Here is an 8,022-nt window from a genome sequence, read left to right as displayed (position 1 = left end):
TCTTTTCAATTTTTTCTGAGAAGCGACCTGCAGTAAGGGTTTTGTTAATTTTTTAGTATTTCTGTATGGGGGAAGTCCAGTAATAGAAGGGATTGAATTAGCTATGTTAGAAGTTACTCAAAAAGATATTCGCAATTGGTTTACTCACTGTTGCTACTGTACCTCATGAGTCAGAGAATTGCTATATTTTCGTTGAAGATATTAACTTCGTTTCCTGGTCTAGAGGGATCGTTAGAAAACAATCTCGGCTCTTCGGGCATCGGTAGTTTTATTAATGAGATATTACCGTTTGTTGTTTGGAAACGGGGGAAATATTATCTTAAGGTCGATAAAAACGGAACTTCACAGGACTGTCCGAATTGTGGCGCGATTACTGGCAAAAAAGCATTATCAGAAAGAGTTCACCGGTGTGATTCTTGCGGCCACATTGAACCGAGAGATACGGCATCAGCAAAGGTAATCGAGAACCGAGGAAAAAATGCGGTCGGACTGACCGTGTTAGAAAACGCTCGCGGAGGCGATTTGACGGGGATCGACTGGGTTAAACCCGGTCGATCTAGTTAAAAGCCTAAGAACCGAGAATCCCCCGCTACACCGCGCGAGCGGTTAGCGGGGGAGAGTCAATCTTCCTTTGGCATCAGTGTCTGTCCCGGGCTGCCCCTCACTTTTGCCAGCAAGCAGGGGCTAGAAGCCTATCCGACAGATAATAAGTTCGTCAGTGGTTAGGGAAATGTGTAATTAATTTAGAGAAAAAATACCAAATCCGTTTTAATCACGACGATAATAAAATCCCGAAAGATATACTGTGACTAGATTTATCAAAAATTTTGGTCGGCGGATTTGGTAAAATTATGTAATTAATCGAGTTCATCAAACAAAAGTTCCTCTAGAATTGGTCCCATACCGTCATCATCGGGGGAAACTAATTCAACTTTCCCTTCCGCATCACCGACGGCTAAGAATAACAAAGGAGCTAGGGGACTGTAAATCGAGTATTTTTGGTCTTCCGAAAAGAAACTGGCGAGAAATTGCAATTCTTCCGGCTCTGATGACGAGGAGGGTTCATCGCCATCAATTTCTAAACTGAGAACATTATCTTCTTCTAGGGGCGGTAATTCACCACTAACAGTCAAGGTGTGGGCAGTGGATTTGAGCAATAGGTCTAATTCTGCTAAAACTGCCTTAGCATCGGCGAAAATCCGCTCGATTTCCTCGCTATCTTCGATTAAGAAGGCATCAGATTCTTCTTCCTCCGATTCCTCATCCCAAGCTAGAATCATCACCGGGGTATCCACGGGGACAAGAAGCATATAGGTGAGATCATCGGTTTCATAGGCGTTCTCAATATAACAGTCCAGCGATCGACCTTGCTCATCCCAGAGGGTTATGATATCCGCTTCTTCGAGTTCGTTTTCTTGAAAATTAAATTGAGGGGACATAGGCTCTCAAACGCTAATGATTGAATCAGAATATCATGAGATGATCCTCAATCAAACCAAGAATTCCGGTGCAAATGTTGAAACCCCTGCACATCAGTTAAATTGTATTGTAGGGGCGTGATGGTGATAAAATTCTCGCCAATAGCGCGCACATCCGTAGGCACTTCCGGGGGTAAATGGGTATAGTCCGGTTGTTCGATATCTTCCACCACTTCCCCAATTAACCAGTAATAACTTTTACCCCTCGGATCCAGTCTTTTCTCGAAGGTTTCTTCGTAGCGTCGCAATCCTTGCCTAGTGATTTTCACCCCCTTGATTTCGCCACTACTAACTGGAGGGACGTTCACATTGAGTAAAGTGGGAAGAGGAAAAGGGTTAAGGGCAACTTTCCTGACTAAAGTGAGGGCAAAATCGGCGGCCGGTTGGAAATCACAGGCTTTAAAACCAGCCAGACTAAAAGCAATACTGGGAATACCCTCGATTAAGCCCTCTAGGGCTGCGGAAACCGTGCCAGAATAGAGGATATCGGTGCCGAGATTAGACCCGTGGTTAATGCCAGCTAAAACTAAATCGGGACGCTCTTTGAGGACGGCACTAAGGGCAAATTTCACCGAATCGGCGGGAGTTCCCGAGCAGGACCAAGCAATCACATCGGGATGAAAAATTCCTTCCACCTGTTCGGCCCGGATGGGATGGTGTAAGGTTAAGCCATGACCGGTAGCAGAGCGCTCGCCGTCGGGACAAACTACGGTGACTTGATGGCCCGCAGTAGCGAGGGTGTTAGCGAGGGTGCGGACTCCTAGGGCGGAAATGCCGTCATCGTTACTGATCAGTAGTTTTAAAGGGCGATCGCTAGTCATAGAAATTTCTGCTCTACTGCGTCGGCTAGTGGTATAATATAATAGTATTTTATTGTGGGTACGTAGCTCAGAGGATAGAGCACCAGGTTCCGGTCCTGGGTGTCGGGGGTTCGACTCCCTCCGTACTCGTTCAGAAATCAGGGGTCGGTATTCCCCCGGCTCTGCCGCTCCCCGCTCACCTATACCTTTTAACCGGATTTAGTATCATTGGAACTCCCCTGTGGTGGAAAACTGTCATTTGTTAAGCTAAAAGCTTAAATCTACTTAGTTTCTAACCTTCTTTTTGGGTAGGAGAATTGCCAGATTTTTTTTTGCTGCCTCTTGCTTTCAGAAGCTAATAACTGATAGCTATATTAATCCACAGCGCGACGAATTTGAAGACAACACCATTCTTGACGTTTCCACAGGGCAGCCACTGTCCAGCCTTGGGGTTCTAAAATATCTGTAACTGCTTGTGCTTGGGTGACGAGGATGCCGCTTAAAATTCCCCAAGTGGTGGGTTTTGCCAGACGGGTGATTTCGGGCATTAAAGCGATAATTGTCTCGGCTAAAATATTACAAACGATGCCATCGACACCATCGGGAATTAATTCTAATAACTCCTCGACACTACCCTGATTAATAGCTAAATTTTCGGGGTTAATTCGGTTGAGATGGCGATTACTGCGCGTCGCATTCACCGCCAGCGGATCTGTATCGACAGCATAAACTTTTTTGGCCCCCAATAAAATCGCTCCGATCGCGAGTATGCCGGAACCACAACCGATATCGGCGATAATTTTAGGCTCTGGATGGCTACTTAAACGCATTTCTAGGGATTCTAGACATAATTGCGTGGTTGGATGCGTTCCCGTGCCAAAAGCGGAACCGGGGTCAATTTTAATCACCAATCTCTGGTTATTTTCGGGGGGATTTAACCAAGCAGGACAGATCAAAAAGCGATCGCCGATCTCGCTAATTTGCCAATGTTGTTTCCAACTGCTGGCCCAGTCTTCCTCGTCCATTAACTGCCAATGGCTGACAGGTTCGGGAAAACCTAAAATCAAAGCATCCTGCTTTAACCAGAGGCTTAGTGCCTCTAAATCGGGCAATTGCGCTTTAATTTCTGGTATATAGGCCTTAATCTCTAAAGAGGATTGTTTTTTAGCAGTGGCCGTTCCCGAACAGCCAAAATTTTCCAGTCTCCAGAAAACCGTTTCTTCGAGACTAGGTTCGCACAAAACCGTAATTTCCCACCAACTATTAGACATATATCAGTTATCAGTGATTAGGGATCAGTTATCAGATTTGAGTTTTCAGTCAACAGTATTAAGTGGCAAGTTCAGAGCTTTCTTTTCACTTATTACTGATTACTGTTTACTGTTTACTGATAACTGATTTAATCTAGAGTTTCACTGTATAAGCATCACGGATACCGGGGACTTTAGTAATTTCCGAGAGAAGACCTTCTGGTAAAGGATCATCGAGACTCAGGGCCATAACTGCGTCACCGCGAATAATTTTGCGTCCTACCTGCATACTGGCGATATTGACATTAAAACTGCCTAAAAGTGCGCCAATTTTGCCGATAATACCGGGCATATCCTGGTGAAGGGTGAATAGCATATGATTACTCGGTGGCACGTTAATTGGGAACTCATCGAGGTCAGTAATGCGGATTTCTCCGTTACTTAACAGCGCTCCGGTGACGGAATGGGTACCCATGGAACCATTGGCTTCCAAATGAATCGATCCCGAATAGTCGCGGGTGGAAGCATCCCGGGTTTCGATTACCCGGATACCGCGTTCCTTAGCTTCGATCGCCGCATTAACATAGTTTACCCGTTCCCGGAGGGCTTGGGAAAGTAAACCCTTAATTGCCGCCACCACCAGAGGTTGACTGTCTTTAGTGGCCAATTCTCCCTGTAAACGGACATTTAACGAGTCACAGCGACCTCCTGCTAACTGGCTGACGAGATTACCCATAGTTTCCGCTAATTGCAGGTAAGGGCGCAGTTTTTCCATAACATCGGGAGTTAGTCCGGGGATATTAACGGCCGAACGCGCTGGCAAACCGAGGAGGACATCGCGAATTTGTTCGGCCACATCAATAGCCACATTAACCTGTGCTTCCGTAGTCGATGCGCCTAGGTGGGGAGTGAGGATGACGTTAGATAATTCTCTTAATCTAGATTCGCCTAAAGGTTCCTGTTCAAATACATCCAAGGCTGCCCCGGCGATTCTACCGGATTCGAGGGCTTCAATTAAAGCCAACTCGTCGATAATGCCGCCGCGGGAACAGTTAATGATGCGGACCGTGGGTTTCATCTTAGCGATGGTTTCCCGACCGATGAGATGCTGGGTTTCGGGAGTTTTCGGGACGTGGAGAGTGATAAAATCGGACTCAGCAAAGAGTAATTCCAGATCTACCAAGGTGCAACCGAGTTGATCGGCGCGTTCTTTGGAAATAAAGGGATCGTAGGCGAGAATTTTCATGCCTAGGGATCTAGCAACGGCGGCGACGTGGGAACCAATTTTCCCTAAACCGACGACTCCTAGGTTCTTTTTATAAACTTCTGTGCCGATAAAGCGATTTCTTTCCCATTTATTCGCTTTTACCGACTGATTGGCATCGGGAATATGACGGGAGAGGGATAACATCATGGCCAAGGCGTGTTCGGCAGCGGCGATCGTGTTACCTTCGGGAGAGTTAACGACAATAATACCCTGACGAGTAGCGGCGGGAACATCGATATTATCGACTCCTACCCCTGCGCGGCCGATAATTTGCAGTTTGCTGCCTGCTTCGACGATTTCTTTGGTGACGCGGGTACTGGAACGGAGCATCAGTGCGTCGTATTCGGGGATAATTTGAATGATTTCCTCGGCGGATAGTCCTGTTTTCACGTCCACTTGGGCAACCTGTGACAGAATTTCTACTCCTACCGGATCGATCGAATCGGATACCAGAACTTTGGCCATAATCTTTATAACGTGCTTTTTTCAGTCTACGGGCAAATGCTAGACCAATATTGGTATCTAGCCGCAATAGCCCATTTTAGAAGCAAAGGGTGCAGTCTATGGCAAAATTAGCGAAAAGATTTTAGGTTGTCCTTCTCTTTGTCGTCCATGGTGTTGATGTCAGTCTCTTGCCGTTGTCACTGAGATATGGCTAATTTAATCACGGTGGCGATCGAGTTTTCCGCTTCTTTTTCTAAAGCCTTTTCTAGGGCTGCCATTGCTTTTGTTTGAAAATTTCTATGATGTTTAAATAGGGTCTGCTGAAAAAGTTTATTGGTGGGTTAGGAGTCGGTCGTCAGGAGTCAGTAGCAGGTTGTTTCAGGCTTTGTTGCCCTCTCTTTTTGTACCAATTTATGTACTACAAGAAGGATAATGCAAGGTTTTTGAGTGTCCCAATCCTATATTCTTGCACTAACATCGGATTTTAACAGGTCAAAAGCCTTATTTTAAAAGGGTTTTACCATTATTCAGCAAGCCCTAAATAGTAGAGAAAAAGCCAAAAACCTCCGTTATACTTAACGGAGGCTGGTTAATTAATTAACAATTTTCGGCTACAATTTCGCCCCACATTCAGGACAGAATTTATTATTCCAACTGTTAACCGCGCCACAACTGGGACAATCGAGCATTTCACAACCCCCGGTGACAATTTTCGGTAAACCAATCATACGGGCATTACTTTGGCCGGGGGCGACCATAGGATAACAATTTTCCTCTTTAGTCACGATCGCATTGACCAAAACCGGACCATCATGGGCCAACATTTCGGCAATTTTTGCGGCTAATTCCTCTCGATGGCGAATAGTAATGCCTTTAATGCCGTAAGCTTGGGCTAACAGTTCCACATCCGGCATTCCCGCTTCCATATTGGAATTAGAATAACGTTCCCCATAGAAAGCTTCTTGCCATTGACGTACCATCCCCTGCCAACCATTATTAATAATAATCGTCTTGGCATGAATATTAAATTGGGTTAGGGTGGCCAATTCCTGTAGATTCATTTGGAAACTGGAATCACCACTAATACAGATGACCTCCTCATCGGGAATAGCCACCTTTACCCCCATAGCAGCCGGTAAACCGAAACCCATCGTCCCCAATCCCGCGCTAGAAATCCAACGTCGGGGGCCATTTTTGAGGAATTGGGCCGCCCACATCTGATGCTGGCCCACATCGGTGGTATAGTAGGCGTGGGGTGCTTGACGACCCACCTCAACGATCACTTCTTGGGGGGAAAGTCTGCCTTCCGGTCGGGGTACTTGCAGAGGATAATCTTGTCGCCAGCGCTCGATCTGGGCTAACCAAGCTTGGGTGCGATCGGAATTAGTGGGATAATCAAATTCTCTGGCTTTTTGGAGTATTTGTTCTAAAACTACCCGCACATCCCCGACAATCGGCACGTCAGGGGCGCGATTTTTGCCCACTTCGGCCGGGTCGATGTCCACATGGATTACCTTAGCTTTCGAGGCGAATTCGTCCAATTTCCCCGTTACTCGGTCATCAAAACGAGCGCCGACGGCAATTAATAAATCACACTCGGTCACGGCAAAATTAGCGTAGGCAGTGCCGTGCATTCCTAACATTCCCACCGAGAGGGGATGATGTTCATCAAAAGCACCGATCCCCATTAACGTGGTGGTGACGGGTAACTGAAAACGCTCGGCAAACTCGGCAATTTGGGCGTGGGCATTCGCTGCAATCGCACCTCCACCAACGTAAAGTAAAGGTTTTTCGGCGCTTTCCAAGAGGTGTAAAGCGGCCTCGATTTGACGGCGATTGCCCTTAACCGTGGGACGATAGCCGGTTAGTTTCACATCTCCCGGTTCGACGGGGATATAATCGCATAGTTCTAAACCGACATCTTTGGGAATATCGACTAAAACCGGTCCTGGTCGTCCTGTACTGGCGATATGGAAGGCCTCAGCGACAATTCTCGCTACTTCCCGGGCATTTCTAGCCACATAGGAATGTTTAACAATCGGGAGAGTAATACCATAAATATCGGTTTCTTGGAAAGCATCGGAACCGATGGCCGCCCGACTCACCTGACCGGTGATAATTACCATCGGGATGGAGTCCATGTGTGCGTTAGCGATGCCTGTCACCAAATTGGTCGCCCCGGGGCCGGAAGTACCGAAACAGACTCCCACTTTGCCGGTGGCCCTAGCGTAGGCATCGGCGGCATGGGCGGCCGCTTGTTCGTGGCGCACTAAGATATGTTGTAATTCTCCCCGCTCTTCAAAGCGGTAGAGTTCGTCATAGATGGGCAGGATCGCACCTCCGGGATAACCGAAGATGTGCTTAACACCATGACGTTTGAGACTGTCCATCAAGGCATAAGCACCAGAACAACGCTGGGGAACCGTTGTTAAAGAGTCATTGGGCTTGGGAAGTGATGAAACCACAGGGCAAACCGTCCAATTTCTAACTAGAGGGATAATTGCAATTCTGTTGCCTAGGATGCAACTTGAAAAATAGCAAAATTGATAACCTTATACTTTTAGTGTATTCCATCTCACCTTTTTGGCTGCAGTTTTTTTTCTTTTTGCATCTTACCCATGCAATATCTGGGAAGTGGGGTGATGGGTTGACATCCTCACCGCCGTAAACGGACGGTGATTCCCAAACCTCACGATTTAGGTTTCTGCTTCTTTCCCGAAGGATTTTTCGCACCTGCCTTAACAGATTTACTCTGTTCTGGTCTTATGGTCGCTCTACAGACT

Annotated in this window: 5 protein-coding genes, 1 tRNA gene and 1 pseudogene; 2 read left to right on the top strand and 5 right to left on the bottom strand. The window is 46.7% G+C overall.

What is annotated here, in order from left to right:
- Positions 1–185: 185 nt before the first annotated feature.
- Positions 186–564, top strand: a pseudogene (locus IM477_RS15285) (zinc ribbon domain-containing protein); the annotation flags it as partial.
- 293 nt (positions 565–857) lie between these two features.
- Here the strand turns inward: IM477_RS15285 and IM477_RS15280 are convergent.
- Together IM477_RS15280 and surE are read right to left on the bottom strand one after the other, a co-directional pair.
- A complete protein-coding gene (locus IM477_RS15280; RefSeq protein ID WP_012267496.1) occupies positions 858–1,439 on the bottom strand; it encodes a DUF3727 domain-containing protein in 582 nt (193 codons plus the stop codon).
- Between the two features lie 47 nt (positions 1,440–1,486).
- On the bottom strand, positions 1,487–2,299 hold the full coding sequence (gene surE / locus IM477_RS15275) for a 5'/3'-nucleotidase SurE (RefSeq protein WP_190722957.1): 813 nt from the start codon (positions 2,297–2,299) through the stop codon (positions 1,487–1,489).
- A gap of 56 nt (positions 2,300–2,355) precedes the next feature.
- On the opposite strand from surE, the gene IM477_RS15270 reads away from it, so the two are divergent.
- Positions 2,356–2,428: transfer RNA gene (locus IM477_RS15270), tRNA-Arg, on the top strand.
- A gap of 224 nt (positions 2,429–2,652) precedes the next feature.
- Here IM477_RS15270 and prmA read toward each other — a convergent pair.
- The 3 genes from prmA to ilvB all read right to left on the bottom strand — a co-directional run bounded on the left by prmA (position 2,653) and on the right by ilvB (position 7,704).
- Entirely contained in the window at positions 2,653–3,549 is an 897-nt protein-coding gene (prmA, locus tag IM477_RS15265) for a 50S ribosomal protein L11 methyltransferase (protein ID WP_287732413.1), read from the bottom strand.
- 133 nt (positions 3,550–3,682) lie between these two features.
- Positions 3,683–5,260 carry a phosphoglycerate dehydrogenase gene (serA, locus tag IM477_RS15260; RefSeq protein ID WP_287658469.1) on the bottom strand — a complete coding sequence of 526 codons (1,578 nt, stop codon included), beginning with the start codon at positions 5,258–5,260 and terminating at the stop codon, positions 3,683–3,685.
- Between the two features lie 590 nt (positions 5,261–5,850).
- Complete coding sequence (gene ilvB / locus IM477_RS15255; protein ID WP_287732412.1) at positions 5,851–7,704, bottom strand: biosynthetic-type acetolactate synthase large subunit; 1,854 nt, start codon at positions 7,702–7,704, stop codon at positions 5,851–5,853.
- Positions 7,705–8,022 lie beyond the last annotated feature (318 nt).

This window comes from Microcystis sp. M090S1 (assembly GCF_020246295.1).
Classification (GTDB): Bacteria; Cyanobacteriota; Cyanobacteriia; order Cyanobacteriales; family Microcystaceae; genus Microcystis; species Microcystis aeruginosa.
This window is presented reverse-complemented; position numbering and strand designations above follow the sequence as displayed.

What these genes read in the sequence shown, in the direction of transcription:
- IM477_RS15280 (WP_012267496.1), bottom strand. Translation starts at nt 1,439, where the DNA reads ATGTCCCCTCAATTTAATTTTCAAGAAAACGAACTCGAAGAAGCGGAT.
- serA (WP_287658469.1), bottom strand. Translation starts at nt 5,260, where the DNA reads ATGGCCAAAGTTCTGGTATCCGATTCGATCGATCCGGTAGGAGTAGAA.
- prmA (WP_287732413.1), bottom strand. Translation starts at nt 3,549, where the DNA reads ATGTCTAATAGTTGGTGGGAAATTACGGTTTTGTGCGAACCTAGTCTC.
- surE (WP_190722957.1), bottom strand. Translation starts at nt 2,299, where the DNA reads ATGACTAGCGATCGCCCTTTAAAACTACTGATCAGTAACGATGACGGC.